26 protein-coding genes are annotated in these 26,807 nt (G+C 39.0%); 10 read left to right on the top strand and 16 right to left on the bottom strand.

The genetic code is table 11. From position 1 onward, the window contains the following. Positions 1-4: 4 nt before the first annotated feature. Positions 5-358, top strand: coding sequence for a DUF5655 domain-containing protein (locus AC07VK_RS04330; RefSeq protein WP_492958603.1), 354 nt, complete (start codon positions 5-7; stop codon positions 356-358). A gap of 952 nt (positions 359-1,310) precedes the next feature. Here AC07VK_RS04330 and AC07VK_RS04325 read toward each other — a convergent pair. The 3 genes from AC07VK_RS04325 to AC07VK_RS04315 form a co-directional block, all read right to left on the bottom strand. After that, positions 1,311-2,192, bottom strand: a complete 882-nt coding sequence (locus tag AC07VK_RS04325) for a Ppx/GppA phosphatase family protein (protein WP_029275244.1) — start codon at positions 2,190-2,192, stop codon at positions 1,311-1,313. Beyond that, a complete protein-coding gene (gene ppk1, locus AC07VK_RS04320; protein WP_426329759.1) occupies positions 2,192-4,252 on the bottom strand; it encodes a polyphosphate kinase 1 in 2,061 nt (686 codons plus the stop codon). The genes AC07VK_RS04325 and ppk1 overlap by 1 nt, the downstream gene beginning before the upstream one ends. A gap of 99 nt (positions 4,253-4,351) precedes the next feature. Next, positions 4,352-4,981, bottom strand: coding sequence for a hypothetical protein (locus AC07VK_RS04315; RefSeq protein ID WP_492958602.1), 630 nt, complete (start codon positions 4,979-4,981; stop codon positions 4,352-4,354). A 76-nt stretch (positions 4,982-5,057) separates the two neighbouring features. Between AC07VK_RS04315 and AC07VK_RS04310 the strand changes: the two genes are divergently transcribed. The 4 genes from AC07VK_RS04310 (at position 5,058) to AC07VK_RS04295 (ending at position 8,618) form a co-directional block, all read left to right on the top strand. Next, positions 5,058-5,549, top strand: a complete 492-nt coding sequence (locus AC07VK_RS04310; protein ID WP_029275247.1) for a YajQ family cyclic di-GMP-binding protein — start codon at positions 5,058-5,060, stop codon at positions 5,547-5,549. Between the two features lie 196 nt (positions 5,550-5,745). Continuing rightward, complete coding sequence (locus AC07VK_RS04305) at positions 5,746-6,192, top strand: GNAT family N-acetyltransferase (RefSeq protein ID WP_492958601.1); 447 nt, start codon at positions 5,746-5,748, stop codon at positions 6,190-6,192. A gap of 58 nt (positions 6,193-6,250) precedes the next feature. Next, positions 6,251-6,847 carry a DUF4142 domain-containing protein gene (locus tag AC07VK_RS04300; protein WP_492953430.1) on the top strand — a complete coding sequence of 199 codons (597 nt, stop codon included), beginning with the start codon at positions 6,251-6,253 and terminating at the stop codon, positions 6,845-6,847. Between the two features lie 157 nt (positions 6,848-7,004). After that, positions 7,005-8,618: a S8 family peptidase gene (locus tag AC07VK_RS04295; RefSeq protein ID WP_492958599.1), complete on the top strand. Its 1,614-nt coding sequence runs from the start codon at positions 7,005-7,007 to the stop codon at positions 8,616-8,618. A 253-nt stretch (positions 8,619-8,871) separates the two neighbouring features. Here the strand turns inward: AC07VK_RS04295 and AC07VK_RS04290 are convergent, their stop codons facing one another. From AC07VK_RS04290 to AC07VK_RS04280, 3 genes are read right to left on the bottom strand one after another with little or no spacing between them, the layout of a single operon-like run. Further along, a complete protein-coding gene (locus AC07VK_RS04290; protein ID WP_492958597.1) occupies positions 8,872-10,995 on the bottom strand; it encodes a xanthine dehydrogenase family protein molybdopterin-binding subunit in 2,124 nt (707 codons plus the stop codon). A gap of 2 nt (positions 10,996-10,997) precedes the next feature. Then, positions 10,998-11,981, bottom strand: coding sequence for an FAD binding domain-containing protein (locus AC07VK_RS04285; protein WP_492958595.1), 984 nt, complete (start codon positions 11,979-11,981; stop codon positions 10,998-11,000). Beyond that, positions 11,978-12,601: a (2Fe-2S)-binding protein gene (locus AC07VK_RS04280; RefSeq protein WP_492953426.1), complete on the bottom strand. Its 624-nt coding sequence runs from the start codon at positions 12,599-12,601 to the stop codon at positions 11,978-11,980. Before AC07VK_RS04280 ends, AC07VK_RS04285 begins: the two co-directional genes overlap by 4 nt. A 174-nt stretch (positions 12,602-12,775) precedes the next feature. On the opposite strand from AC07VK_RS04280, the gene AC07VK_RS04275 reads away from it, so the two are divergent. After that, positions 12,776-13,426 carry a YceH family protein gene (locus tag AC07VK_RS04275; RefSeq protein WP_492958593.1) on the top strand — a complete coding sequence of 217 codons (651 nt, stop codon included), beginning with the start codon at positions 12,776-12,778 and terminating at the stop codon, positions 13,424-13,426. Between the two features lie 284 nt (positions 13,427-13,710). Here the strand turns inward: AC07VK_RS04275 and fabF are convergent, their stop codons facing one another. The 5 genes from fabF to AC07VK_RS04250 form a co-directional block, all read right to left on the bottom strand. Continuing rightward, the gene (fabF, locus tag AC07VK_RS04270; RefSeq protein WP_492958591.1) at positions 13,711-14,961 is read right to left on the bottom strand and encodes a beta-ketoacyl-ACP synthase II; all 1,251 of its coding nucleotides are present in this window, start codon (positions 14,959-14,961) and stop codon (positions 13,711-13,713) included. Between the two features lie 107 nt (positions 14,962-15,068). Continuing rightward, positions 15,069-15,191 (bottom strand): DUF2798 domain-containing protein, encoded by a 123-nt coding sequence (locus AC07VK_RS04265; protein WP_492958589.1) that lies wholly within the window; start codon positions 15,189-15,191, stop codon positions 15,069-15,071. Positions 15,192-15,203: 12 nt separating this feature from the next. Next, complete coding sequence (locus tag AC07VK_RS04260) at positions 15,204-15,974, bottom strand: SDR family oxidoreductase (protein ID WP_492958587.1); 771 nt, start codon at positions 15,972-15,974, stop codon at positions 15,204-15,206. 13 nt (positions 15,975-15,987) lie between these two features. Next, on the bottom strand, positions 15,988-16,473 hold the full coding sequence (locus AC07VK_RS04255) for a PaaI family thioesterase (RefSeq protein WP_492958585.1): 486 nt from the start codon (positions 16,471-16,473) through the stop codon (positions 15,988-15,990). Positions 16,474-16,511: 38 nt separating this feature from the next. Next, positions 16,512-17,099 carry a TetR/AcrR family transcriptional regulator gene (locus AC07VK_RS04250; protein WP_492953420.1) on the bottom strand — a complete coding sequence of 196 codons (588 nt, stop codon included), beginning with the start codon at positions 17,097-17,099 and terminating at the stop codon, positions 16,512-16,514. A gap of 124 nt (positions 17,100-17,223) precedes the next feature. Between AC07VK_RS04250 and AC07VK_RS04245 the strand changes: the two genes are divergently transcribed. The 3 genes from AC07VK_RS04245 to AC07VK_RS04235 all read left to right on the top strand — a co-directional run bounded on the left by AC07VK_RS04245 (position 17,224) and on the right by AC07VK_RS04235 (position 19,931). Continuing rightward, on the top strand, positions 17,224-18,135 hold the full coding sequence (locus AC07VK_RS04245) for a helix-turn-helix domain-containing protein (RefSeq protein WP_492958583.1): 912 nt from the start codon (positions 17,224-17,226) through the stop codon (positions 18,133-18,135). 82 nt (positions 18,136-18,217) lie between these two features. Continuing rightward, positions 18,218-19,060, top strand: coding sequence for an SDR family NAD(P)-dependent oxidoreductase (locus AC07VK_RS04240; protein ID WP_492958581.1), 843 nt, complete (start codon positions 18,218-18,220; stop codon positions 19,058-19,060). 19 nt (positions 19,061-19,079) lie between these two features. Then, on the top strand, positions 19,080-19,931 hold the full coding sequence (locus tag AC07VK_RS04235; protein WP_492958579.1) for an SDR family oxidoreductase: 852 nt from the start codon (positions 19,080-19,082) through the stop codon (positions 19,929-19,931). Positions 19,932-20,074: 143 nt separating this feature from the next. On the opposite strand, the gene arsB is transcribed toward AC07VK_RS04235, so the two are convergent. The 5 genes from arsB to AC07VK_RS04210 form a co-directional block, all read right to left on the bottom strand. Continuing rightward, positions 20,075-21,139: an ACR3 family arsenite efflux transporter gene (gene arsB / locus AC07VK_RS04230; RefSeq protein ID WP_492958577.1), complete on the bottom strand. Its 1,065-nt coding sequence runs from the start codon at positions 21,137-21,139 to the stop codon at positions 20,075-20,077. 1 nt (position 21,140) lies between these two features. Further along, entirely contained in the window at positions 21,141-21,560 is a 420-nt protein-coding gene (locus AC07VK_RS04225; protein ID WP_492958575.1) for an arsenate reductase ArsC, read from the bottom strand. Positions 21,561-21,579: 19 nt separating this feature from the next. Further along, entirely contained in the window at positions 21,580-22,146 is a 567-nt protein-coding gene (locus AC07VK_RS04220; RefSeq protein WP_492958573.1) for a DUF6428 family protein, read from the bottom strand. A gap of 37 nt (positions 22,147-22,183) precedes the next feature. Continuing rightward, positions 22,184-22,513: an ArsR/SmtB family transcription factor gene (locus AC07VK_RS04215; RefSeq protein ID WP_057935091.1), complete on the bottom strand. Its 330-nt coding sequence runs from the start codon at positions 22,511-22,513 to the stop codon at positions 22,184-22,186. A 382-nt stretch (positions 22,514-22,895) separates the two neighbouring features. Further along, on the bottom strand, positions 22,896-25,181 hold the full coding sequence (locus AC07VK_RS04210; RefSeq protein ID WP_492958571.1) for a GH92 family glycosyl hydrolase: 2,286 nt from the start codon (positions 25,179-25,181) through the stop codon (positions 22,896-22,898). Between the two features lie 471 nt (positions 25,182-25,652). Here AC07VK_RS04210 and mnmA point away from each other — a divergent pair, with 471 nt between their 5' ends. Further along, entirely contained in the window at positions 25,653-26,744 is a 1,092-nt protein-coding gene (gene mnmA, locus AC07VK_RS04205) for a tRNA 2-thiouridine(34) synthase MnmA (RefSeq protein ID WP_492953412.1), read from the top strand. The last annotated feature ends 63 nt before the right edge of the window (positions 26,745-26,807 follow it).

The raw sequence follows: 26,807 nt of genomic DNA, 5'->3' as shown, positions 1-26,807 counted from the left end.
GGTTATGATGTCTGAAGAAAAACATTTATCAGACTTTTTAAACGGGAAAACGGAATACACCTTAGGGTTGTTCCGTTTTTTTATTGAGCAATTGACCGAATTAGGAGCGATAAATCTCAGGCCTACAAAATCCATGATCACCATCGAATCAAAAACCAATTTTGCATATATTACGCAATTGGGTAAAAATTTTATTCATGTGGTAATTCCTTTCAATCAACCACATGAAAACAATCTCTGCTTCACTAAGATTGCACAGGTGCCGGGAACGGATCAATTTAACCACCATTTGAGGATTTTCTTTAAAGAAGATATTAATGATGAAGTGAAAAGGTTTTTGAGGCTGGCAATGGAGTAACGCGTTTTTTAACCACAGGGTACACGGAGGAAGACGCAGAGATCGCAAAGTTTGGTGCAACTATCCTATTACCATACCCGTCATTTCGACTGAAGCACAGCGAAATGGAGAAATCTATATAGATAAATTTTTAGTGCTGTTGGATGTTACCATCCAAAGGTTCAAAGTAGAAATAATTCCCAATGTCAGATGGAAACATCTGACACCACACCAATGGCTATGGAGTAAAGCGTTTTTTAACCACTGAGTACACGGAGGAAGACGCAGAGATCGCAAAGTTTGGTGCAACTATCCTATTACCATACCCGTCATTTCGACTGAAGCACAGCGAAATGGAGAAATCTATATAGATAAATTTTTAGTGCTGTTGGATGTTACCATCCAAAGGTTCAAAGTAGAAATAATTCCCAATGTCAGATGGAAACATCTGACACCACACCAATGGCTATGGAGTAAAGCGTTTTTTAACCACTGAGTACACGGAGGAAGACGCAGAGATCGCAAAGTTTGGTGCAACTATCCTATTACCATACCCGTCATTTCGACTGAAGCACAGCGAAATGGAGAAATCTATATAGATAAATTTTTAGTGCTGTTGGATGTTTCCATCCGACAGTTCAAAGTAGAAATAAATCCCAATGTCAGATGGAAAAATCTGACACCACACCAATGGCTATGGAGTAAAGCGTTTTTTAACCACTGAGTACACGGAGGAAGACGCAGAGATCGCAAAGTTTGGTGCAACTATCCTATTACCATACCCGTCATTTCGACTGAAGCGCAGCGAAATGGAGAAATCTATATAGATAAATTTTTAGTGCTGTTGGATGTTTCCATCCGACAGTTCAAAGTAGAAATAAATCCCAATGTCAGATGGAAACATCTGACACCACATATAAAACTGTTTGATAGATTTCTCCGCTCGGTCGAAATGACGATCAAGTAGGGTAATTTAATCCAATTTCTCTTCGATCAACAACTTAATAATCCCGTCAGCCATTCCCACTTTAGGTACATAAATCTGTTTTATACCAGTCCATTTCATTAAGGTTAAATAAATCTCACAAGCCGGGATAATTACATCGGCACGGTCGGGATTTAAGCCTAGCGTATTAATCCTTTCTTTCAATGAATAACTGGTTAATTTATTATACATCGAATTTAGCTTCTGCAACGATAAAGGTGCATTTTCCTTCTCATCCGACATGCGGAAAAGTTTATTGATGTTACCACCGGTGCCAATACCTGCTAAATGTTTATAGGCTTTTGTATGCTCTTTTACCCAATCTTTCATTTCATCCCAGGTTTCTTCCTTATCCTGGTTGTCGAGCATCCTGATAGTGCCTATATTGAAGGATCTTGATGCTTCTGGAGCACCTTTTACAAAAACTGACAGTTCGGTACTACCTCCACCCACATCAATATATAGGTAATTTTTATTTTCGTCTAACTCTTCTTCAATATGGTTAGCGTAAATAATATTTGCTTCCCGCTGCCCCTCAATAATTTCTAAGGTAACGTCTGCTTCCTTTTTAATCAGCTTAACAATGTCTTCTCCATTACGGGCCTCGCGCATAGCAGATGTTGCACAGGCCAAATATTCAGAAACGTGATAAACATCCATCAGATTCTTAAAAGCAGTCATGGTTTTTACCAGATCTGCAGATTTTTTCTCCGAAATATATTGATCTAAGAATGCGTCATCTCCCAACCGGAGCGGCACACGTATAAGGGTGTTCTTTTTGTACTTATATTTTCCGTCTTGTTTGCTAATATCAGCAATGAGTAACCTCACCGCATTCGAACCGATATCTATAGCTGCGTATCTTAACATTATGATTGATGCTTGGTTTTTAAATAGTTGTAGATATCTACCTGCGCCCTTATCTTTTTACTTAATCTGTTTTTATGGTATTTATTATTGTTCAAAGCATTGATCTGCCTCGATTTGGTATTGTCCTGCAATTGCAGATCGATAATATCCTGTATTTCCTGTTTCACATCATGATCTAAAACCGGAAATCCTACCTCTACGCGGTGTTCGAAATTCCTGCTCATCAAATCTGCAGATGATAAATACATGTCGTTTTTACCGTTATTACCGAAAATATAAACCCTGGCATGCTCCAAGAACTTATCAATAATACTAATGGCGGTAATATTTTCACTAAAGCCCTTTACTCCTGGTACCAAACAGCAGATACCACGGATAATCAGCTGAACTTTAACCCCAGCATTGCTCGCATCGTAAAGTTTGGCAATAATCCCTTCATCCGCTAAACTATTTACCTTTAACATGATGTAAGCGAGCTTGCCCTGTTTAGCATTCCTGATTTCGCGGTTAATAAAATTGACCAGTTTCGAGCGGCTCTCCAGTGGCGAAACAATCAGGTGTTTAAATCCCTTGGTTACGGTACGTTTGCTCAATGCATCAAAAAGTTTTACCAGATCGTTGGTAATCTCTTTCTTCGCGGTAAAAATACTATGGTCGCAGTATAAACCTGCAGTTTTCTCATTAAAGTTTCCTGTTGCTAAGTTTGCGTAGTAAACCGGCTTATCTTTTTCAATCCGTTTAACCAAACAAATTTTAGAGTGCACTTTGTAGTCGGTTAAACCGTAATTTACCTTAACTCCCTCCTCCATTAAGCGGCTGGTCCAGTAAATATTAGCCTGTTCATCAAAACGGGCTTTAAGTTCCAATAAAACAGAAACTGCTTTACCATTTTTAGCAGCGTTGATTAATGCATTGATTACTTTTGAGTTTTCGGCTAACCGGTATAAAGTAATCTGTATTTCGGTTACTTTCGGATCAATTGCAGCTTCACGTAAGAACAAAATAATATAGTCATACGATTGATAGGGTAAATTCACCAAATAATCGCGCTGGGCAACTTTATTAAACATACTTTGGGTTCTGTGCAGATCGTGCACCTTTAGTGGCACGTTCGGCGCGTATTCCAATTCCTTTTTACCTACATTCGGGAAGGCAATAAAATCGCCAAATTTATGGTAACGGTTACCCGGAATTAAACTTTCAGCCTCAAGCTTAAGTTTATTCACCAGTACAGTGAGCATATTTAAAGGCATCGCCGAATCATAAAGCAAACGCATTGGTTTCCCTTTTTTACGTTTTTCCAAACTGCTTTTTAAATCATCGATAAATTTATCATTAATGTTTTTATCAATATCCAACTCGGCATCCCGCGTGAGCTGGATCGAATAAGCTTCTAAATTATCGTAAGTAAAAACATAAAATATATCGTCTAAACAATACCTGATAATGTCTTCTGCAAGGATAATAAATTTTAGATCGTTTGTTTCTGGCAGCACTAAAAACCGCGGCAAATTAGGCGGAATTTCAATGAGTGCATATTTCTCTTTAATTTTGGTATCCTTTTTCGAAAGTTTAACAAAAAAGTAAAGGTACCGGTCTTTCAGTTCTGGAAAAGGTTTATCCATATCCAGCATAATGGGAACCAGATTAGATAAAATCTTATCCCTGAAATGATTTTTAACGAATTCTCCCCTGCTTACATTCAATTGGGTATCGTTTAAGATAAAAATCCTGTTCTGAGCAAGTTCGTTTATTAGGGTAGCCTGGAAAAGCTGGTCGAATTTTCTTTCTTGTTTTACGACAATATTTTTAATCTCATTCAGAATTTTCTTTGGATTAAATCCCAAAAGTGCTTTAGCCTTATCGTTCAGATTGGTTAGCCGGGTCATGGTGGCCACTCGCACACGGTAAAATTCCTCCAAATTTGAAGAAAATATAGATAGAAATTTAATCCGTTCAATCAGCGGAACCGTTTCATCGGCAGCTTCTTGCAGTACACGTTCGTTAAAGTAAAGCCAACTGATTTCGCGGTTTAAAAAAGGGATCTTCTTATTGCTCATTTAAAAAAATAAAAAATCCCTGCCAAAACAGGGATGCTCAAAACTGCACATTAATTTGTTAAATCGATGTTAATTCATTTACACGTTAACGTTAACAAATTATTTTTTGGTAGGTGTTTTCGTCTCTTTATTAACCGATGTTGTAGCTTTAGCAACTGTTTTTTTAACAACTGCTGCTGCTTTTCCGGGAGTAGCAGTTGGAGCTACTACCTTTTTAACCGCTGTTGCAGCTTTTGCCGGTGCTTTACTTACGGCGGTTGGCGCTTTTTTCACAACTGTTTTGGCTTCGTCTACAGCTTCTTTTGCTTTTGCAACTGGTTTTGCCAATACTTTTTCCGCTTTTTCTTCTGTTTCTATCGCCGCAACCTTAATGCTTTGCACTACCGGTTTAGCCTTCGAAACGGCTTTTTTAACCACTTTCTGAGCAGATTTTTCCGACTTACTTACCGCTTTTGAAACTGGTTTTTTCGCCGCTTTTGCTTTCTCTTTTGATGCATGTAACAAATCATCAATTTTTTGTCCAACATCTGCTTTTACGATGGTGAATTTTTTGGTTAATTTTTTAGCCACACGCTTACTTGCTTTCCCCACCTCCGTACTAATTTCCGATACATCATGACCTAAACTTTTGATCACATCTAAGAACTTATCCGTAATCGACTGCTCCAATTGTTTCTTCACTTCTTTTTTGGTGATCTTTTTTTGAGACTTCGGTTTAGTGGTTTTCATATTATTTTTCGTTTTTTTGTGAGGATGGATTAATTTCTATTAAATCTACTTATTTTTTTACTTTAAAGCTAAAACCATGCCTTCTTTTGATATTGTAAGTAAAGTTGATGCGCAAACATTAGACAACGCAATTAACAATGCTAAAAAAGAAATCCTTAACCGATTCGACTTTAACGGATCGAAAAGCACCATTGATCTCGATAAAAAAACAAACGTAGTAACCATCGTTACTGAAGATGATATGCGATTAAAAGCAATCGAAGGTTCCATTATCTCGCGGATGATGAAACAGAATTTAGATCCGAAAAGCTTAGATTTTGGCGATGAGCATCAGGCTTCGGGCAACATGATCAGAAAAGAAATCAGTATTAAAGAAGGATTAGATAAGGAAGCAGCAAAAAAGGTTGTGGCAAAAATCAAAGCCAGTGGATTAAAAGTTCAACCTGCTATTATGGATGACCAGGTTAGGGTAACCGCAAAAAAAATCGATGATCTGCAGGCCGTGATGAACCTTTGCAGAAATGAAGATTTTGGTCAGCCATTGCAGTTTATTAATATGCGTAACTAGTATTATATTCAGCATAAAAAGGCACATATAATTTCCCGCAAATTTCGCAGAAACGCGCAGATCTGTAATTTTAATTTGCGTTAATCGGTGTGATCAGCGGGAAATCCATGGACCTTACCTTAAAAGATTAAGCAATGCATGCTCTTACGGATTTTGACAGCACACTCAATCATTCAAAATTCAATCAATAATTCATATGGAAATCAGCGAAAACGGTTTTGTACTTTCCGATAAAAAAGAGCTTTTAGATCTCGAAGCTATACATCATTATTTAAGTGTAGAATCCTATTGGGCAAAAGACATCCCTTTAGATACCGTAAAACGTTCTATTGAAAACTCGCTTTGTTTTGGCATTTACAAAGGTACAGAACAGGTAGGTTTTGCCCGTTGGGTAACTGATAAAGCTACTTTTGCATGGCTTTGCGATGTTTACGTTAAAGAAAGTTACCGTGGTTTGGGCTTATCAAAAAAACTGATGTCGTTTATGATCTTCCACCCAGATTTACAAGGCTTGAGGCGTTACCAGTTGGCTACTTTAGATGCACATGGCCTATATGAACAATTCGGTTTTTCGCCAATTAAAAATCCAGAAAGCCAAATGGGCATCATTATTCAAAACGCATACAGTAAGGCATCAGAATAGATATAAAACCTTTTTTAAACTCTCTTGTTTTTCATACACATCAAAACATAGAGAAAACATGAAAAAGATATTTTTATTATCCACTGCTTTTGCCTTAGTGCTTTCAATTCAGGCTTGCCAAACCGCCGACAAGAAATCGGCAACCACAAAAGACAGTGTTGCTGGCGATACCAATATGGTAAATGGCAACCATACTACAGGAGCGGAAAGTACAGAATCGGGTGTTGATGAAGCGGGTGCAACTTTTTTAAGAAAAGCATCAATTGGAGGTATAATGGAAGTTGAAGCGGCAAAAATTGCACAAACTAATGCAAAAAGTACCGAAGTGAAAGACTTTGCGGCTAAAATGTTAACCGATCATACCAAGGCCAATACAGCGTTGAAAGCTTTGGCTATAAACAAAAAAGTAATCACCCCAGATGCATTGCCGGCAGAAGATCAGATTCATTTGGATGAAATGAAGAAAATGACCGGTACAGCTTTTGATAAACATTATATGGATATGATGGTTACCGATCATGAAAAAACAATAGCCTTATTTAAACTGGGTATGCAAAACCGCGATCAGGCAATTAAAAGCTGGGCAGGCAACACTTTAAGTGTAATCGAATCTCATGATGAAATGGCGAAAAAAATCGTTGCCAATATGAAATAAACAGCGGCAAAAATTTGCTTTAAAGATCAAAATCCTGAATAATGAATTTCAGGATTTTTTTCGTTAATAAAATGTGTGAAAAACATCATTTTTAATACAATTTCTTTCAATAAAAAAATTAAAATTAACTTTCGCCGTTTAATACAAAAATACATAAATGAATAAGAGTAGAATTTTCAGTGCGCTGTTAAGTGTTGCGCTTGTAAGTGTGGTACCAACTTTGGCCAATGCGCAAAAAGCCAATTGGCAAAATCTTGATCTTAAAAGTGATAGTACATTCGGAATCAGTACCGAAAAAGCATATAAAGAACTTTTAAAAGGTAAAAAATCTGTTAAAGTTATCGTAGCGGTAAATGATGGTGGCGTAGAAGCTACCCATGAAGACTTAAAACGAATAATGTGGATAAATACCAAGGAGATAGCCGGTAATGGCAAGGACGATGATAAGAATGGCTATATCGACGATATAAATGGCTGGAACTTTATTGGCGGCCCTAAAGAATCTGTAAACTTCGAAACCTTAGAATTAACCCGTTTGGTTCGTCGCGATCAGGCACGTTTTGCCAATACTACAGATGCGAATGTAGCAGAAAAAGATAAAAAGGATTTCGAAGTTTTTAAAGCAGAAAGAGCCGACTTAGAAAAACAATTGGCAGAAGCCAGGGAAAATCTGGCAGGTATTACTGGTTTTAAAACAGCATTAGACGCTGTAGTAAAGAAAATCGGTAAAGAAAACCCAACCGTAGAAGATTTTAAAAACTTCAAACCATCAACAGAGGTCGAAGCCAGGATCCAAAATGTACTGAGCCAGCAATTGGAAAAAGGCAGCTTTAAAGATTTTTACGAAGATCAGATTGTAGAAGGACTGGATTACTATACGCGCCAGGTCAATTACAATTTAAACCTTGATTATGATCCACGTGCCATAGTTGGCGATGATCCAAACAATGTTAAGGAGAAATTTTATGGCAATAACGATGTTGCAGGACCTGATGCCATGCACGGCACGCACGTAGCCGGTATCATTGCGGCTGATAGAACCAACAAACTCGGTATTTTAGGTGTAGCAGATAACGTAGCCATTATGGGTGTTCGTTGTACGCCAAATGGTGATGAAAGGGATAAAGATGTTGCTAATGCTATTCGTTACGCTGTTGATAACGGTGCAAAAGTAATCAACATGAGTTTTGGCAAGGCTTATAGCTGGGACAAAGCCATTGTTAACGAGGCTATGAAATATGCGGTATCTAAAGATGTATTGATTGTTCAGGCAGCTGGTAACGAAAACAAAAATATCGATGTAGAAAATAATTTCCCTAACCACAAAGATTTAGATGAAAAAACTATTGCTTCGTGGATTACCGTTGGTGCTTCAGGCCCTAAAGATGATGAAACACTAAAAGCCAGTTTCTCTAACTTCGGCAAAACCCAGGTAGATGTTTTTGCTCCTGGCGTTCAGATTTATTCTACTGTACCGGGCTCTAAATACAAAAATTTAGATGGAACCAGTATGGCCTCTCCTGTTGTGGCTGGCTTAGCAGGATTAATCCGTTCTTATTACCCAAAATTAACTGCTGCACAGGTAAAAGAAATCATCGTTAAATCGGTTACCAAAGTTAACCATAACGTAGAGTACGCTAAAGGTGAAGAACCAGGCGCAGAAAAAGTTTCTATCCCGTTCTCTGATCTTTGTATCAGTGGCGGAATTGTAAATACTTACAATGCATTAAAACTAGCGGCAACTTACTCGGGCAAAGCGGTTGCGAAATAATTTTTCTGTCTGTCATTCTGAGCGAAAGCGAAGAATATCCATAAAAAATGCGTCCTGATGTAAAATCTGGACGCATTTCTTGTTTATTTGAATGATTGTCATTGCTGAGGCATGTAAATCCAAAGCATTAAGATTATCTTCGATTGGCACTTCGTAATTTGACATCAAGTTCAGTATCTATCTTACGTAAAGATCCTTCGACTACGCTCAGGATGACAAAATATGTTTGGAATTAAACCAAAAGACAACTTAACTAAGCCAGTATCTTATCAGGCGTAATCGGCAGTGTCCTGATCCTTTTTCCAGTAGCATTAAAAACGGCATTGGCTACAGCGCCAGAAAAACCGATCAATGCAATTTCACCCATTCCTTTTGCACCCATCGGATTAATATAAGGATCGGGTTTATTGATAAAGTGAACATCGATCTCTGGCACATCGGCATTTACCGGAACATGGTAATCGGCAAAATTATTATTGATATATCTTCCATAACGGTGGTCGATTATTGATTCTTCGGTTAAAGCCATGCCAATACCACCAACAGCACCTCCGAGCATCTGGCTTCGGGCCGTTTTTGGACTTACAATGGTACCTGAATCGCCTACAGAAACGATTTTACTCACTTTTACTACGCCTGTAAGCGCATGAACCCTTACCTGCACAAAGTGAATGGAAAACGAATACATGGAGTAATTATCCCTTTCCTTCCCTCCCTGACTCTCTTTGGTTACTTCTATTTGCGGAAGATTATTCTTTTTTAAAACATCAACAAAATTAGCCGTTGCATCCATATTCGAATTTGCGGCCAGTTCTGCGATGGCTGATTTTAACGCAACACAAACATCATTTACTGCAGAACCTACCGTAGATAGCGTAGCCGAACCACCCTGACTCGGCGCTGGCGGCAAAGAAGAGTCACCCAATTCGAAGGTAATTTTATTTACAGGGATCTTCATTAATTTATTGGCGATTAAAGTCATACCAGTTCCTGTTCCCGGGCCGATATCGCTGGTTGCACTTTGCAAAAGCAGCGATCCGTCAGCCTTTAAAATGCCCTTCACGCTAGCCTTGCCTCTATTGGCATTAAAAACCCCAACGCTTACACCATAACCTGTTTGCCATGGTCCCTCAATCAAACTGCCTGGCTTATTTTTTCGGTTTTTCCACCCTATTTTTTCTGCACCAATTTTGTAGGCTTCTTTAATATTTTTGCTCGAAAAGGGTTTGTTTTTCTGTTGATCGGTTTCAGGATCGTTTTTTATTCTGAAATCCAATGGGTCCATATCCAAAGCATGTGCCATTTCATCAATTGCACTTTCCAGGGCAAAAGCTCCTGTAGCCTCTCCCGGACCACGCATCCAAATTGGAACGCCAAGATCTACCGGAACAATGGCATAAGCGGTATTTACGTTATCGCATTGGTACATAAACTTCGCCATGTTCACTACACCTTCAGTAAAGTTCTCGTAAGTGGAAGTTTCGCCATAAGCTCTGTGTGTAATCCCCGTTAATTTACCATCTTTATTTGCGCCCAAACCAATGGTTTGTATGGCGGCCGGCCGATTACCGACCATGGTAAACATCTGCATCCTGGTAATCACCACTTTTACAGGCTTACCAATATGTTTAGAGGCCATTACGGTTGCGATTTCCAATGGCCAGGTACGTAAAGCCATCCCAAAACCTCCGCCAACAAACTCCGAATTTACCTGAATATTCTCTATCGGAATTTTAAAAACGTTAGCAATAGTACCTTGAGTAGCTTTTACACCTTGTGTTTTGGCATAAACGGTAAGCTGGTTATTTGGCCTCCAATCGGCGATAATCCCATGAAGTTCCATCGGATTATGCGTTTCAATAGGCAGAAAATATCTTTCTTCGAGCTTCACCTCCGCTGTTTTATAAGCGTTTTCTATCCCGCGTTTATAATCAGCCTGACCTTGAAGTTTCTTTGCTTTAGGATCTTTTAAAGCTTTTTCAAAATCGGTATTAAACTCTTCTTTGGCATAGGTTGCCTTAACCAATGAAGCCGCATGAGTTGCCCTTTCGAAAGTATTAGCGACCACGATTGCTATCGGTTGTCCATTGTAGAAAATTTTGTCGGTATAAAAAATCTTCATCTGTGGACCACCTTCCTGCTCGTAAGCAGTTGCCGAAGGCTTATTTAAATGCGAAATCACAGCAATTACACCTGGTGCTTTTTCGGCGGCCTTGGTATCGAGCGATGTAATTTTTCCTTTGGTAATGGTGCTCGTTACTAAAACTCCATAGGTTAAACCTGGTAGTTCATATTCCGCAAAATATTTAGCTTGCCCCGTAACTTTTAAAATTCCATCTACGCGGTCGTTGTCGTCTTTTAAAATTCTCTTTTCCATAACTAAGCTTTAGATTTTGCAAGATTCAACGCCTCGATTATTGTATTGGGTGCCAGTTTAAGTTTAAAGTCATTACCTCCAAAAGCTTTTGCATCATTCATGGCCAGTTGGGCCGCCTCTTCAAAATTCGATAAGGTGGCTTCTTTTCCTTTTAAGAAATTTTCGGATGCTGTTAAACGCCAGGGTTTGTGTGCTACTCCACCCATCGCTAATCGAACATCGGTAATTTTATTATTGCTGAGCTCAAATGCTGCTGCTACTGATACAAGTGCAAAAGCATACGAAGCCCGATCTCTAACTTTAAGATAATGGTAATTTTTGGCTAGATTATTTACTGGAATCTCCAAACGGATAATCATTTCATCAGCTTTTAAATTGTTGTCTAACTGTGGAGTATCTCCTGCCAAGCGATGAAAATCTTTAAATGCAATTTTCCGCTCTCCTTTGGCATTGGCCAGCACTACTTCGGCATCTAAAGCAGCTAATGCTACACACATATCACTTGGATGGACGGCAATACATTTTTCTGAAGTTCCGAAAATGGCATGCATGCGGTTAAAACCTTCTATAGCTCCACAACCTGTTCCTGGCTGACGTTTGTTACAAGGCATTTCGGTATCATAAAAATAGCCACAACGTGTACGCTGCATCATGTTACCGCCAACAGTAGCTACATTTCTTAGCTGGGCAGATGCTCCTGCCTGTAAAGCCAAGGAAAGTAACGGTAGTTTCTCTTTAATCAGGGCATGATCTGCAACTGCTGAATTAGAAGCCAAAGCACCAATATGGATTTTATTTCCAATCTGCTCGATCTGTTTTAATGGAACATGATTGATATCAATGAGTTTTTCAGGCGCCGTAACACCTCTTTTCATTAAATCGATCAGATTGGTACCTCCGGCAAGGAATTTTGCATTTTTATCTTTTACCAATAAAGCAATTGCTGATTTTGCCGTGGTTGTTCTTAAATATTGAAAATTGATCATACCGTTTCGCCTCCTTCCTTAACTTCAATAATTGCGTCAACTATATTAGGGTAAGCACCACACCTACAGATATTTCCACTCATATATTCACTAATCTCTGCTCTCGAATTGGTGTGGCCTTCGCGTATACAGGCCACGGCCGACATAATCTGACCTGGCGTGCAATAACCGCACTGAAAACCATCATGTTTGATAAATGCAGCCTGCATGGGATGTAACGTTTCACCGTTGGCTAAACCTTCAATTGTGGTAATTTTCTTTCCTTCATTCATCACTGCTAAACTCAGGCACGAATTTACCCTCTGTCCATCTATATGAACAGTGCAAGCACCACACTGGCCATGGTCGCATCCTTTTTTAGTCCCTGTTAGGTGTAATTCTTCACGCAAATAATCTAAAAGCGTTACCCTGGGCTCAACCATAGTTTGATATGCTTTGTTATTTACCGTAAGTTTTAATGGGATTTTCTCGAAAAGTTGAGCGAAACGTTCATCGGCATTGCTTTCAGCTGCTTTAACCGCAACACCAGGCGTTAGCGCAATGGCTGTAATTACCGAACTTTTTTTGAGGAAATCGCGCCTGCTATCGCCCTCATTTGGCTTCTGATCGGAAGATTTCATATTTAGATTATTAGATATGGGATGTTCTTCTAAGTTCGTAATTCTTAAGTTCTTATTGTAACCATTCAGAAATTTAGAATTATTCTATTGAGTAATATTTTTATATAACTCCCTAGAAACAAATCATTAACAAAATAATTTTCAAAATGTTCAACCAATTTATACTTTTATAACATGGACAACGTAAAACCACTGCCCGATTTATCAGCAGAAGAACAACGCGTTTTAGGCGCATTAATAGAAAAAAGCCGTACCACGCCCGACTATTATCCAATGACTTTGAACAGTTTAACCGCTGCGTGCAACCAGAAAAGCTCAAGAAATCCGGTGGTAAATTACGATGAGGAAACCATAACTTTAACACTAAACCAGCTTAAAATAAAAGGTTTAATCTCCACTGCTACAGGAGGATCAAGCCGCGCAACTAAATACAAACATAATCTGGCCATTGTTTATCCGCTAGTACCTTCAGAGCTGGCCATTATCTGTCTTTTACTTTTACGCGGACCACTAACGCCTGGTGAAATCAATAGCAATTCAGGAAGATTATATGAATTTGAAAGTATTGAAGAAGTTTTGGAACAGCTTCAGAAACTATCGTATGAAGAACCTGCATTTGTAAAACAACTGGCAAAAAGAGCTGGTCAAAAAGAGGCCCGCTTTGTTCATCTTTTAGGCGAACAGGCCGAAACCACTTCAGAACCTGAAACCGAAACAATAAGCACACCGCAATTTGATCCTACTGAACTGGAAAACAGAATAGAGAAATTAGAACTGGAAATTGAAGAATTGAAAGAACTGGTTAATTTATTGATGGATAAGTAATGGGTTCATTAGTTCTTTAGGCATTGGTTCATTAGTTTGTGATTAACACGCTGAGCGTAATCGAAGACCGTTATATTACATTTTCCGTGCTTATGTGACAGAAAATTATTAGGTCTTAGTGAGACGCTAAGACCAGTATAAGATCTTACATAACAGATCTCTCCATTTCGTTGCACTCCAGTCGAGATGACGACACGATTTAAACCTATCTAAAACAAAAAGTGTTTGGCGGTTAACCAAACACTTTATTAAATTTCCAATTAAGCTGGGAATGACAAAATCAATTAAGCCTTGTACTTTTTAAAAATAGTACTGGCGGTATGTCCACCGAAACCAAAAGTGTTATTTAACACATAATTAATTTCCTTTTTAATACTTTCTCCCAACACAAAATTCAATCCTTCTGGAATGTTTTCGTCAAGATTTTTCGTATTAATGGTTGGAGGAACCACATTATCTCTGATCGATAAAACACTGATTACACTTTCTATAGCTCCGGCAGCACCAAGTAAATGACCCGTCATCGATTTAGTTGCACCAACTATAACTGGCAAACCATTAAACACCGTATTAATCGCCTGTAATTCACTTAAATCACCCAATCCGGTTGAAGTGGCGTGTGCATTAATATAATCGATTTTATCAGCAGTAATTCCGGCATCTTTTAAAGCTTTTGTCATACCCAAAGCTGCACCAATCCCATCAGGCGGGGTACCGGTTAAGTGATATGCATCAGCTGCCATTCCACCACCAATAATCTCGGCATAAATATGTGCACCACGTGCTAAAGCATGATCCAGATCTTCTAAAACCAATGCCCCTGCACCTTCACTCATCACAAAACCATCTCTATCGGCATCAAAGGGTTTCGAAGCCCCTTGAGGATCATCGTTATTTTTAGATAAAGCCTGAGCGGCATTAAAGCCACCTACAGATGACTTGGTTAACGCAGCTTCAGAACCGCCAGCAATCATTACACTTGCTTTTCCTAAACGAATAGTATCGAAAGCATTGATAATGGCTGTATTAGATGATGCACAAGCAGATACAGTACAATAATTTGGTCCACGCAATTTATGACGGATGGAAATGGCTCCGGCGGCGATATCGACAATCATTTTCGGAATGAAATAAGGATTAAACCTTGGTGTTCCATCACCTGCATGAAATTCTTCCAGCTGCGCTTCAAAAGTACCGATCCCACCGTTTCCAGTTGCCCAGATTACACCAACTTCAGCCAATTGATCATCGGTCATTGCAGTAAAATCTAATCCCGAATCCTTTATCGCCTGATCACTTGAACCTATTGCATATTGGGTAAAAAGGTCGTACTTTTTAATTTCTTTTTTCTCCAGGTATTCTTCAGGATTAAAATCCTTTACCTCGCCCGCAAAGCGGGTTTTGAATTTACTGGCATCAAATTTTGTAATGGCACCGATGCCACTTTTTCCGGCCAATATCTGTTGCCAAAACTGTTCAACGGTATTACCAAGCGGTGTTATTGCACCTAAACCTGTTACTACTACTCTTTTCATTTTAATAATTTTTAGTCAATATCCTTGAATAAATAATCGACCAATGATTGTACGCGTGGGGCAATAATTAATATAGCAGGAATGGCTACAATGTAAGAAATGCCCCATTATTTTAACCAAACTTTCATAAAGATCGATGTAAATCCAAGATTAACACTTATGGCCGCGAAAGTAACTATTCCTGTAGTAAAAACCGCCATAATAAATGCAAATGCCACCTTCTTTTTCATTCCTGCCGTATTTTAATTTTCGACCGAATCAATCCAGGCTTTTCTATTTGCATTCATCACATTTAAAGCATCAACTGGCGATTGCCTGAACAGTTCGTAAATTTTAGCGGTATCGCCTACCCTGATTTCAAATTCATCATTGGCTAAAGCCGCTAGCAATTCATCTGCAACGACAGATGGTTTAATGCCATTATGACCGCCAATTTCTTTTGAGAATTCGGTATCCACCAATGGTGGCATTAATTCGAAAACCTTAACAGCAGTTTCTTCTAAACTTAACCTTAACGAAGTGCTGTAAGAATGTAATGCCGCTTTACTAGCTGCATAAGTTGGCAAAGTAACTCCAGGAACATAAGCCACAATAGATGAAACGTTTACAATAGCTGATTCGCTCTGTGCTTTTAAAACAGGCAGCAATTTTTGATTGATTCTGATAATTGACAAATAATTGGTCAACATTTCATCTTCCGCATTGGCAAAAGCGTCTTGATTGGGATCAGCCAAATTATATAGGATTGCTCTTCCTGCATTATTGATCACGATATTTAATTGAGGAAAATCGGCTTTGATGCGGGCTACCAATTGATCTACATCCTCAGCCTTGCTTACATCAGAGAGAATGGTAGTTACATTTTGTAATGATGCAGCAGCTGCATCCAGCCTGTCCTGGTTTCTACCGGTTATAATTACATGATTATTTAAAGCAGTTAACTGTTTTGCGATTTCTAAACCGATACCAGCTGTTCCGCCGATCAGTAAAACGGTATTTTGTGAAGTTTTCATTTTATATTTTTTTTTAAAATTTTAAGATTAAACAAGTGCTCACCGCGTGAGCATAAACGCCATTATCTTCATCAACTAATTGCGCTTCTACCAAGGCGGTACGTCCACCAAGGTTGATCACCTTTCCTACGGTTTTTAGCTTCCCGGTTTTGATGGTAACAGCTTTCAGGAAATTTACTTTCAGCTCTAAAGTGGTATATCCTTTTCCGGCAGGTAAAAGCGAATGGACTGAACAGCCCATAGCCGAATCTAAAATAGCAGTGATTACCCCACCATGTACAGTGCCGATTGGGTTGTAATGAAATTCCTGAGGCGTAAATTCGAAAACCACATTACCCTTTTCGATCAGACTTACCCTAAAATCCAAGGTATACAACAATGGCGGCAGCGGAAATTTATGATCACTCATGGCCTGCAGATAATCAACGCCATCCATCTGCATAGCTTCCTTCGCTCCTTTCATGGGGTCTTCCCAAGTTATCGTTCTGGTTCTTTTCATAGTAAAATACCAATCGGTATATTTTTGGTTAAAAATTTTTAGCTGAGGCTGTTGATATATTTTCTTAGCGAATCCATAATTAAATTCCAATGGGCAGGTTTTGCGGTCAATCTCGAAATCATGATACCACCTTCTATTACAGCGATAATTGTTAGTGCTACCTGCTCGGGATTGTGATCTGCATTGATTTCTTTGGCAGAAATACCTGTTTCAACCAGTTTAGCAATTTTATTTTTCCAGCCTAAAACTGCTTTCAAAACTTTTTCCCGCAATTCGGGATGGGTATCATCAGCGTCAACTGCAGTATTTAAAACAGGGCAACCTCCTTCTGATACTGAACCATCAATAAATTTCTGGTAAATATTGATGTATACCAAAAGCTTATCCTTTACGCTGACTTGTTTGTTCATGTCAGCATCTATCCTTGATGAAACATTTTTCAGGTTATAATCAAAAGCCGCCAGTGCCACTTCATCCTTATTGGCGAAATTACCGTAAATACTGCCTTTGGTTAAACCTGTGGCAGCAGTAATATCATTTAAAGAAGTGCCTGCATAACCTTTCATATTAAAAATAGGTGCGGTTTTCTCTACAATGAAATTTCTTGTTTTTTCTGCCTTGGTCATGTTCTTTTAAATTGACGATGCAAATATATACCAATCGGTATATTTAATGCAAATATTTTTATCATCGAAATCTCCTTTTAATTACAGCAATTTATTTTAGGTTTGAATTTTGTAACTTTGATTTATGAACAAGCCAGAAAGCATTGAAGATTTTTACCAGAACAAATTCAGTTTCTTACCAGACAACCTACAGAATGGCGTAGGGCACTTTAACGTTTTCAAGTTAGAAGATTGTTTAAGGGATGATCATAAGCCAATGAGTTATAACCGCAGGGATTATTATAAAATCTGCCTTACCCGCGGACATAATGTTTACCACTATGCCGACAAAAGCATTGAGATTAATGGTACCGCTTTAATTTTCTTCAATCCGCTTGTACCTTATACCTGGGAACTGGCCAGTGGTAAACAAAGCGAGGTGACAGGTTATTTCTGCATTTTTACTGAGGCTTTTTTTACTGAAAAGATCCGCGGAAACATTGGTGATTTACCCATGTTCGTGCCTGGCGGCAAACCAGCTTATATTTTAAATGAAAAACAAGATGCTCAAATAGAAAGCATTTTCAATAAAATGTTTGAGGAAATTAATACCGATTACATCTATAAATACGATCTGCTCAGAAACTATATTACTGAAATTACACATTTTGCGCTAAAGACACAGCCATCTGAAACGCTATTTAAACATACTGATGCCAATACAAGGATCACTTCTGTTTTTACAGAGTTATTAGAGCGTCAGTTCCCCATCGAAACGACTACGCAACGGCTTACCATGCGCTCTGCCAAAGATTATGCTTCGCAACTTTCAGTACATGTAAACCACTTAAACCGGGCAATTAAAGAAACCACTGGCAAAACCACTACCCATTATATTACTGAGCGTTTATTAAGTGAGGCTAAAGCTTTGCTCAAGCATACCGACTGGAATATATCAGAAATAGGTTATTGCCTCGGTTTTGAAGAGCCTACCCACTTTAATAACTTTTTTAAAAAACTGACCAACCATACCCCTACTTCTTACAGAATTGTTTGAATTTCGTAATCATCAGTTTGATTAACGTAATAAACCGAATTCATTTGTACTGTAATTTTGTCTTAACAAAAAGGATAAAACTATGGGCAAGAAAAAAGTTTGGTTTATTACCGGAGCTTCAAAGGGCTTAGGATTAAGTTTGGTTCATCAGTTGCTAAATGCTGGCCAATATGTTGCGGCCACATCAAGAAATATCGGTGAACTTAAAAAAGCAGTAAATAATGATGGCGGAAAATTCCTTCCTCTGGCGGTTAACCTGGCCGACGAACAAAGTGTTGAAGATGCCATAAAGACGACTATTTCAAAATTTGAAAGGATCGATGTAGTCATCAATAATGCAGGTTACGGAATCGGAGGCAGTATCGAAGAGCTAAGCGATGCCGAAACACGCACCAGTTTTGATGTTAACGTTTTCGGAACACTTAATGTTATCAGAAAAGCTTCACCTTATTTAAGGACACAACGAGCCGGGCACATCATCAACATTGCATCAATTGCAGGTATTGCAGGCGCAACTGGCTGGGCGGTATATGCAGCAGCAAAATCAGCTGTGATTGCATTATCTGAAGTATCGGCAGAAGACCTAAAAGAATTTGGCATAAAAGTAACTGTTGTGGCTCCTGGTGCATTCAGAACCAGTTTCTTAACCACTGATTCGCTGATTTTGGCTGCTAATCCAATTCCCGAATACGAAGAAGTACGGGCAATACACAGCAAATACCTAAAAATGGATGGTCAGCAGATCGGCGACCCTGAGAAAGCTGCTGCTGCTATGATTTCACTGGCAAGTATGCCTAATCCACCCCTTCATTTACTTTTAGGAAACGATGCTTTTCAAAGAGCAAACAACAAGTTAGAATCGCTACAAAAGGAATTTAGAGACTGGAAAGCCATTACAATTTCAACAGATTTTGACGAAAATTAATTCAATAGACAAAAATATCATGGAAAATCAAAAAGTATGGTTTGTAACAGGCGCATCAAAAGGCCTGGGACTTACCTTAGTAAAAACATTATTAAGCAACGGCTTTAGCGTTGCTGCAACTTCAAGAAACCTGAACGATTTAATAAACGCAGTTGGTGAACAAGAAAATTTTTTACCACTGGCTGTTGATTTAATTGATGAAAGCAGTGTAGAAGCAGCAGTTAGCCAAACGATAAGCAAATTTGGTCAGGTAGATGTTGTGGTAAACAACGCTGGCTATGGCATGCTTGGCGCTTTAGAAGAGTTAAGTGACAAAGAATCACGCCAAAATTTCGATGTGAACGTTTTTGGTTCGTTAAATGTAATCAGAAAAGTACTTCCTCAATTGCGGAAACAACAATCGGGTCATATTTTCAATATTTCTTCAATCGGGGGCTTTTCAGGTAACTTCCCTGGTTTCGGAATTTATTGCGCTACAAAATTTGCGGTAGTTGGCTTTACGGAATCGTTGGCTGCTGAAGTAAAATCACTCGGAATCAAAGCGACGGTTGTAGAGCCGGGTTATTTTAGAACCGCATTCCTAACTGAAGGGTCATTAGCGGTACCAAGTGCACCAATTGATGCCTACAAAGAAGTCCGCGATTCGCAGGCCGCTCATCAGAACGACATCAATAACCAACAGCCAGGCGATCCGGCCAAAGCAGTTGAAGTAATTATTGAAGCTTCAAAAAGCGAAAATCCACCACTTCATTTATTCTTAGGTCCTGATGCTTATCAGGTAGCTGATGCAAAAATTGCGGATGTGCAAAGGGATATGGCCAATTGGAAATATCTGGCAACCGCCACTAATTTTGATGAGGTAAGTGCGTAGTATCTAGATTAATCGTCATTTCGAGCGAACCCGATAAGCTATCGGGTGCAACGAAGTTGAGAACACAAAGATTCTGCGAAGCAAAATCTGTCTGGATAGATCTCTCCATTTCGCTGCGCTTCAGTCGAGATGACGATTAGATTTTATATTTTAAAATATCTCCTCCTAAACCATTGCGCCAGGTTAACCAGTGCAATTAGTGCGGGTACCTCAACCAACGGACCGATTACACCGGCAAATGCCTGCCCCGAGTGGATACCGAATACACCTATTGCCACAGCGATGGCTAATTCGAAGTTATTACCAGTTGCCGTAAACGCAATAGCGGTACTTTTGCCATAATCTGCACCGAAATACCTGCCCGCAAAAAAACTGATCACAAACATGATCATAAAATAAATCACCAAGGGTAATGCAATTCGCAGTACATCCATCGGAATCTGCACAATTAGTTCTCCTTTCAAACTAAACATCACTACAATGGTAAATAACAAAGCAATTAAAGTTATGGGAGAAATCAACGGTACAAAAATGGAGTAAAACCAGTCGTCGCCTTTCCACTTGATCAATACTTTTTGAGTTAAAATGCCGAGTACAAACGGAACCCCAAGATAAATCCCTACACTTTTTGCAATTTCTGCAATGGAAATTGATACAGAAAGGCCTTTTAAACCAAAAATGGGTGGTAAAACCGTAATAAAAAAATAAGCAAATACACTGTAAAGCAATACCTGAAAAATACTGTTAAGGGCAATTAAACCCGCGGCATACTCTCGGTTTCCATCGGCAAGTTCATTCCATACCACCACCATGGCAATACATCTGGCAAGACCGATCATAATCAAGCCAACCATGTATTCGGTATGGTCATGTAAAAATGCAATGGCCAGGAAAAACATCAGAATCGGGCCGATTATCCAGTTTAAAACGAGCGACGTGCTCAATATTTTTACATTTTTAAATACTTCGCCTAAATTCTGGTATTTAACTTTTGCTAATGGTGGATACATCATCAGGATCAATCCGATGGCCAAAGGAATGTTGGTACTCCTGCTCGAAAATGAATTGATCAAAACCGCTGATGAAGGGAACAAAAAGCCTAAGCACACCCCCAATAACATGGCTAAGAAAATCCACAGCGTTAAATAACGATCTAAAAAGCTTAGGTGTTTTCTTTGAGCTGCCGGGGCACAAATATCTGCACACATATTAGCTTTTTAGGTTTTTGTTTACAAAATCCTCCATGTAAACCTTTACCAGATCTCTTGTATTTCTAAATTCGGCCATGATTTCTTCATCGGTACCTACTGCTTTTGCAGGATCGGGAAAGTTATGGTGCAGTTTTATCGCCTGCGTTGGGAAATACGGACAGCTTTCTTTCGCGTGGTCGCAAACGGTAATTACATAATCGAAAGGTACATTAAAATATTCCTCGATATTATTTGAGGTCTGGTTAGAAATATCGATTCCATCTTCGGCCATAACTTTTATCGCCTTTGGGTTAACGCCATGAACTTCGATGCCAGCACTATAAACTTTGGCCGTGTTTTGGGCGAAATGTTTCAAATAACCTTCTGCCAGTTGACTTCTGCAACTATTCCCCGTGCAGAGTACCAATACATTTTTCATTTTTATAAATTTTGAATCATTAACAACATCCACTTCCTGGAGAACAACTATTTTGACTGGCTACCAGATTAACCAATTCTACCTTTTGCTTTATCGGCTGAGCAGGCGCACAACATTCTTCGCCGGTTTCGGTGGTGCCACAGCTTCCGCCACGGTTAATCGCTTTACATTGGGTAGCATCGGGTGTAAGATCCAAAATCAGGTTTTCCCCATCAATTTTAAATTCACCTGGAAACATCTGCCTTGTATCGAACGCAGAATTACCAAATTCAATTTTCACAATTCCATTGGGGTTTAAAGAGATTTTGCTTTCTACCAGATTGATAATGGATAATGCTCTTTTCACCTGCATGGCCCTACCCGTTTCTTCTTCGGTAGGTTCCCATAACTGTACAATAATTTCAGTCCAGGCATTCATCACGCCTCCACAATCTACGGAAACAATCGGCGCCTGTTTAATTTCTGTGATGTGATAATTGGCATTTACCCACTTGCCAGGAGCATATTGAAACTGTAATACCAATTCTGGATATTGCTGAAGCTCAGCCTTAAAGCGGCTCCATTCTGTTAAAGACGTATTGATCATAATATTGCAATTTAACGATTGATTTAAATAAAAAATTTTAACAGCAGTTTTGCCCGCCCTTATATGCGGCAAAGAAATCGCCCAGCTGTGTTTGTAATAACTTCCAGGTTTTAGGTTCTATACAATAGCAAATACTCACCCCTTCGATAGTGCCCTGTATAATACCTGCATTTTTAAGTTCTTTTAAATGCTGAGAAATGGTCGCCTGAGCTAAGCCGAGCTCCTCAACCAAATCGCCACAGATACAGGTATTCGATTTAAGGATACGCTGAAGAATCGCAATTCGCGCAGGATGAGCCATCGCTTTTAATAACGCTGCCATCTGATTCTGCTCTTCGGTGAAGATTTCTGTTTTGGTAAGTCCCATAATTTTATATCGCAATATTACGATAGATAATTTGGATATCAAAATTTATTTTTAAATTTAGGTTTGCATCAAAAACAGATTATCCAGAGAAAGAGTTGATGTGTTTTTTTACCACGGAGGCAAGGAAAAGCACGGAAATTTGGTCGATAATGGCCTTTGTCCTCACTCTGTTATAAATGCAGAGAATTTAATAACAAGTATCGTCATCTCGACTGGAACGCAGTGGAATTGGAGAGATCTACCTCGAAATAGATTTTGCTTCGCAGATCTTCGGGTTCTCGACTATGTTGTACTCCGCTCGAAATGACGACATGCGAAGGGTAAATAAAAAAACCGCTGACCAAAAAATTGGTCAACGGTTAAATTCTAAATGGATGTATCGCTATTTCTTAGGTTTTGCGCTCATATAAAAAGTAAGCTTTCCGCCATTGGTGATATCAGCGTGCTTGATTTTATGATCGGTGATTTCTCTACCGTTCAATAAAACTTTCTCTACATAAACATTTTTATCGCTTTGCTTAATGGCCTCAACAGTAAATGTTTTACCGTTTTCTAAATTAATTACGGCGTTGTTAACCAATGGACTCCCTAATGAATATACATCAGAACCGGGTGCTACCGGATAAAAACCTAATGAAGAGAACATATACCAGGCACTCATCTGCCCGCAGTCGTCATTTCCACCCAAACCATCGGCAGTAGGCTTGTATTGCATGTTTAGGATGTGACGGATCTGTGCCTGCGTTTTCCATGGCTGGTCGGTCCAGTTGTAAAGGTAAGCGATATGGTGTGCAGGCTCATTACCATGCACATAACCACCAATAATACCTTCACGGGTAATATCTTCAGTATGTGCAAAAAACTCATCGGGTAAATGCATCGTAAACAAAGTATCTAAACGGGTTGCAAATTTCTTTTTACCGCCCATCATTTCAATCAGCGAAGCCGGATCTTGAGGGACAAAGAAACTGTAATTCCAGCTATTACCTTCAATAAAACCTTGTCCTTCGGTATCTTTTGGATCAAACTCCTTCTTGAAAGTACCATCAGCCAGTTTAGGGCGCATGAAACCAGTAGCACTGTCGTAATTATTTTTCCAGTTGTTAGACCGTTTGATAAATTCGTCGTAAACATCCATACGGTTTAATTTCTTGGCCAGTTGCGCAATCGACCAGTCATCGTAAGAATATTCTAAGTTATTGGAAACTGAAATGCCCGATTTTTCTGCCGGGATATAACCTTTATCCATATAATAGCCAATTCCCTCATAATCGCGGTGTTTTGCTGTTGCAATGCAAGCATCCAATGCTTTGTTTGCATCGCCATTGTAGGTGCCTTTTATAATTGCATCCGAAATCACAGAAACACTGTGGTAGCCGCTCATGCACCAGTTATCGTTGGCATAATGCGACCAGATCGGCAACATGTGCAAACTACTCTGATCGTAATGTGCCATCATCGATTTCACCATATCATTACTGCGGCCTGGCTGCATGATATTAAAGAATGGATGTAGGGCACGGTAAGTATCCCAAAGTGAGAATGTGGTGTAATTGGTAAAGCCCTCAGCTTTATGTATCCCCTGGTCTAAACCTTTATATTCTCCATTAATATCGGTATAGGTTGTTGGATTGATAAAAGCATGATATAAAGCGGTGTAAAAATTAATTTTATTGTCGCTAGAAGTAGTTACCTGTATTTTATTCAATTCTTTATTCCAGGTCGCCTGTGCCTGAGCCTTTACTTTTTCGAAATCCCAGCCCGAAATCTCTGCACGCATATTTTGCAAGGCATTTTCCTGGCTAACCGGCGATAAAGCAAATTTAATCTTGATCTTCTCTCCTTCGTGGGTATCAAAATCGAAGTACATTTTTAACTTTTTACCTGCAATTTCAGGAAAGTTCTGTTCCTGGTTAAACTTGCCCCAAAATCCTCTGTAAGCTTGTTTAGCATCGTAGCTTTTACGCCCATAGCTTTTAAAAGCTTTAGAAAAGCTCATCGCAAAATAAACAGTCCTGGTTCTGGCCCATCCATTAGTTTGAAGGTAACCTGTAATTAGCGTATCGTTCACCACTCGAACGTAAGTCCAAACGGTTTTTTCTTCATAATTGTAAATACCTGCCATCAGATCGAGAATAATATGCGATTGATCTGATTTAGGAAAAGTATATTGATGCATCCCTACCCTTGTAGTTGAGGTCAACTCGGCAGTAATGTTATCGTCATCTAACTTTACTTTGTAATAACCTGCCTCTGCAACTTCATTGGTATGCGAAAATGCCGAACGGTAACCACTTTTCGGATCTGATGCAGTACCAGGATTCAACTGTAATTTACCTTGCGTAGGCATAATGAGAAAATCGCCCAGATCGGAGTGACCAGTACCGCTAAAATGGGTATGACTAAAGCCGGTAATGGTTTTATCCTCATATTTATAACCTGCACAGTATTTATATACATCGCCATTGTATTTTCCATTTACTTCGTAAGATAAAGTATCCGTTTCGGGGCTTAATTGTACCGAACCAAATGGAACTGTGGCGCCTGGATAAGTATGCCCCATTTTAGATGTACCAATAATGGGCTTAACATACTGCACCAGATTCTGCTGGGCCGATGTAACCATGGCTGATAGCAAAAGACAAGGCAGGATAATTTTTTTAATCATATCTTTTTAAAATTTAGCTTGTTTGTTGAAAATTCTAAGGTATTAATTTATCTTCAAATATGCATAAAACATGAAACTAAAACGTTTAAGTAAAATAAAAAATACATTTAATAAGCTTGAAGATACTACTTATTGTGATTCAAACCCCGCAGGTTTTAAAAACCTGCGAGGTTTATGCGTGTTCTTTCTCATTGCCAAAGACCACAGACTTTATGATCTAAACCTGATAGAACGGAAAGCCCGGAGGTGAGGTATCCCGATTCATCGGGAAGGACTTGAAGGGATAGCAGGGATGCTGACAGCCACGAACACCGGAGTACTCCTTTTCAAAATATTACTGAACACCTGAGCCGCTTTAGCGCATCTAAGTGATAAGCGGAAGCAATTTAACAACCGCTTTTTACAAGTAACTGACTTGCTTTAAATAATTTCAGCTAAATAAACCTTATTTTTGCATCCAATATTTTTAAGATGAGTAAACACGGTAGAATTCTGGTTGCCATGAGTGGCGGGGTTGATAGTTCGGTAGCGGCTGTAATGTTGCATGAGCAGGGTTATGAGGTTATTGGATTAACCATGAAGACCTGGGATTATGCTACTTCTGGTGGTAGCAGTAAGGAAACTGGTTGTTGCTCATTAGATAGTATCAATGATGCCCGTACACTTGCTGTAAACTATGGTTTTCCGCATTACATCCTTGATATCAGGGATGAATTTGGCGATTATGTAATCGATAATTTTGTTGATGAATATCTTGCCGGAAGAACCCCAAATCCATGTGTTTTGTGCAATACGCACATTAAATGGGAAGCACTTTTAAAACGTGCCAATAAACTCGATTGCGAATTTATAGCAACCGGGCATTATGCCAATATCCGCCAGCAAGACAGTGGCCGTTATGTAATTTCAAAAGGAAAAGACGAAAACAAAGACCAATCTTATGTACTGTGGGGAGTTTCGCAAGAAAATCTTTCGCGTACTAAATTTCCATTGGGCAGTTTTGCAAAATCTGAAATCAGACAAATGGCTTTAGATATGGGACAGGAAGAATTAGCAAAAAAATCGGAGAGTTACGAAATCTGCTTTGTACCTGATAATGATTACAGGGCTTTCCTAAAACATAAAGTAGCAGATTTAGAAGACAGAGTAGCCGGCGGAAATTTTATTTTAAGTAATGGAATGGTTGTTGGGCAACATAAAGGTTATCCTTTTTACACTATTGGCCAACGTAAAGGTTTAGGTGTTGCCTTTGGAGAGCCTATGTTTGTAACACAGATCCTGCCGGAGAGCAATACTGTAGTTTTGGGTAAAGCTGATGAGCTTGAACGCCGCGAAGCCATGGTACGCAACATTAACCTGATTAAATATGCAAGCATTGAAGAACCAATGAATGATGTGATTACCAAAATCCGCTACAAAGACGCGGGTATGTTAAGTACAATTGTTCAGGAAAAAGATAAAATGCGTGTGGTGTTCGATCATCATGTTTCGGCAATTGCACCAGGTCAATCGGCAGTATTTTATGAAGGGAATGATTTATTAGGCGGAGGATTTTTAGTTTAATATTCCCCCAACCTATTATGTAATAAAAAAAACGAGTTGCCAAATGGTAACTCGTTTTTTATT

It is taken from the genome of Pedobacter sp. GW821-FHT01D05, assembly GCF_059422505.1.
Note: the sequence above shows the minus strand (reverse complement) of the source record. Positions and strands in the feature narration are given on the sequence as shown.

Bases quoted from the DNA above. Each gene is read 5' to 3' on its own strand.
- ppk1 (WP_426329759.1), bottom strand. From the start codon at position 4,252: ATGAGCAATAAGAAGATCCCTTTTTTAAACCGCGAAATCAGTTGGCTT.
- AC07VK_RS04215 (WP_057935091.1), bottom strand. From the start codon at position 22,513: ATGGGACTTACCAAAACAGAAATCTTCACCGAAGAGCAGAATCAGATG.
- AC07VK_RS04300 (WP_492953430.1), top strand. From the start codon at position 6,251: ATGAAAAAGATATTTTTATTATCCACTGCTTTTGCCTTAGTGCTTTCA.
- AC07VK_RS04325 (WP_029275244.1), bottom strand. From the start codon at position 2,192: ATGTTAAGATACGCAGCTATAGATATCGGTTCGAATGCGGTGAGGTTA.
- fabF (WP_492958591.1), bottom strand. From the start codon at position 14,961: ATGAAAAGAGTAGTAGTAACAGGTTTAGGTGCAATAACACCGCTTGGT.
- arsB (WP_492958577.1), bottom strand. From the start codon at position 21,139: ATGTGTGCAGATATTTGTGCCCCGGCAGCTCAAAGAAAACACCTAAGC.
- AC07VK_RS04265 (WP_492958589.1), bottom strand. From the start codon at position 15,191: ATGAAAAAGAAGGTGGCATTTGCATTTATTATGGCGGTTTTTACTACA.
- AC07VK_RS04285 (WP_492958595.1), bottom strand. From the start codon at position 11,981: ATGATCAATTTTCAATATTTAAGAACAACCACGGCAAAATCAGCAATT.
- AC07VK_RS04210 (WP_492958571.1), bottom strand. From the start codon at position 25,181: ATGATTAAAAAAATTATCCTGCCTTGTCTTTTGCTATCAGCCATGGTT.
- AC07VK_RS04250 (WP_492953420.1), bottom strand. From the start codon at position 17,099: ATGACCAAGGCAGAAAAAACAAGAAATTTCATTGTAGAGAAAACCGCA.
- AC07VK_RS04260 (WP_492958587.1), bottom strand. From the start codon at position 15,974: ATGAAAACTTCACAAAATACCGTTTTACTGATCGGCGGAACAGCTGGT.
- AC07VK_RS04225 (WP_492958575.1), bottom strand. From the start codon at position 21,560: ATGAAAAATGTATTGGTACTCTGCACGGGGAATAGTTGCAGAAGTCAA.
- AC07VK_RS04295 (WP_492958599.1), top strand. From the start codon at position 7,005: ATGAATAAGAGTAGAATTTTCAGTGCGCTGTTAAGTGTTGCGCTTGTA.
- AC07VK_RS04240 (WP_492958581.1), top strand. From the start codon at position 18,218: ATGGGCAAGAAAAAAGTTTGGTTTATTACCGGAGCTTCAAAGGGCTTA.
- AC07VK_RS04255 (WP_492958585.1), bottom strand. From the start codon at position 16,473: ATGAAAAGAACCAGAACGATAACTTGGGAAGACCCCATGAAAGGAGCG.
- AC07VK_RS04330 (WP_492958603.1), top strand. From the start codon at position 5: ATGATGTCTGAAGAAAAACATTTATCAGACTTTTTAAACGGGAAAACG.
- AC07VK_RS04235 (WP_492958579.1), top strand. From the start codon at position 19,080: ATGGAAAATCAAAAAGTATGGTTTGTAACAGGCGCATCAAAAGGCCTG.
- AC07VK_RS04310 (WP_029275247.1), top strand. From the start codon at position 5,058: ATGCCTTCTTTTGATATTGTAAGTAAAGTTGATGCGCAAACATTAGAC.
- AC07VK_RS04220 (WP_492958573.1), bottom strand. From the start codon at position 22,146: ATGATCAATACGTCTTTAACAGAATGGAGCCGCTTTAAGGCTGAGCTT.
- mnmA (WP_492953412.1), top strand. From the start codon at position 25,653: ATGAGTAAACACGGTAGAATTCTGGTTGCCATGAGTGGCGGGGTTGAT.
- AC07VK_RS04290 (WP_492958597.1), bottom strand. From the start codon at position 10,995: ATGGAAAAGAGAATTTTAAAAGACGACAACGACCGCGTAGATGGAATT.
- AC07VK_RS04305 (WP_492958601.1), top strand. From the start codon at position 5,746: ATGGAAATCAGCGAAAACGGTTTTGTACTTTCCGATAAAAAAGAGCTT.
- AC07VK_RS04315 (WP_492958602.1), bottom strand. From the start codon at position 4,981: ATGAAAACCACTAAACCGAAGTCTCAAAAAAAGATCACCAAAAAAGAA.
- AC07VK_RS04245 (WP_492958583.1), top strand. From the start codon at position 17,224: ATGAACAAGCCAGAAAGCATTGAAGATTTTTACCAGAACAAATTCAGT.
- AC07VK_RS04280 (WP_492953426.1), bottom strand. From the start codon at position 12,601: ATGAAATCTTCCGATCAGAAGCCAAATGAGGGCGATAGCAGGCGCGAT.
- AC07VK_RS04275 (WP_492958593.1), top strand. From the start codon at position 12,776: ATGGACAACGTAAAACCACTGCCCGATTTATCAGCAGAAGAACAACGC.